The sequence below is a fragment of the Thioalkalicoccus limnaeus genome, from assembly GCF_041197575.1.
GTDB lineage: Bacteria > Pseudomonadota > Gammaproteobacteria > Chromatiales > Chromatiaceae > Thioalkalicoccus > Thioalkalicoccus limnaeus.
Genome location: NZ_JBDKXB010000096.1, coordinates 1 through 341 on the forward strand (window position 1 = coordinate 1; position 341 = coordinate 341).

Genomic DNA, 341 nt, shown 5'->3' on the forward strand with positions numbered 1-341 from the left:
GGCGGAACGTCAGGCCAAGGAAGCGGAACGTCAGGCCAAGGAAGCGGAACGTCAGGCCAAAGAAGCGGAACGTCAGGCCAAAGAAGCGGAACGTCAGGCCAAGGAGGCTGCGCTGCAAGCCAGAGAGGAGGCCCTCGCCGAGGTTGCGCGCCTCAAGGCGCTTCTGAGTCAGCGAGACGCCCATTGACGCCAAGGACCAAGGAGTGGGTCAGGTCTTGAAATGCAGCATTTCGGGCTGTAGGAGAAGACGGCAGGGTCCAAATTCCGGACCAAACGGCGGGCCAGGGGTCTGGGGTCAGGTCTTGAAATGCAGTATTTCGGGCGCGGGGGCGGGGTCAGGT

The 341-nt window shown here is 62.5% G+C and carries 1 protein-coding gene; it reads left to right on the plus strand.

Features of this window, described 5'->3' with window-relative positions:
* The coding region (locus ABC977_RS18270) for a hypothetical protein (protein ID WP_369668696.1) at window positions 1–187 on the plus strand (187 nt) is incomplete at its 5' end.
* Window positions 188–341: the final 154 nt, after the last annotated feature.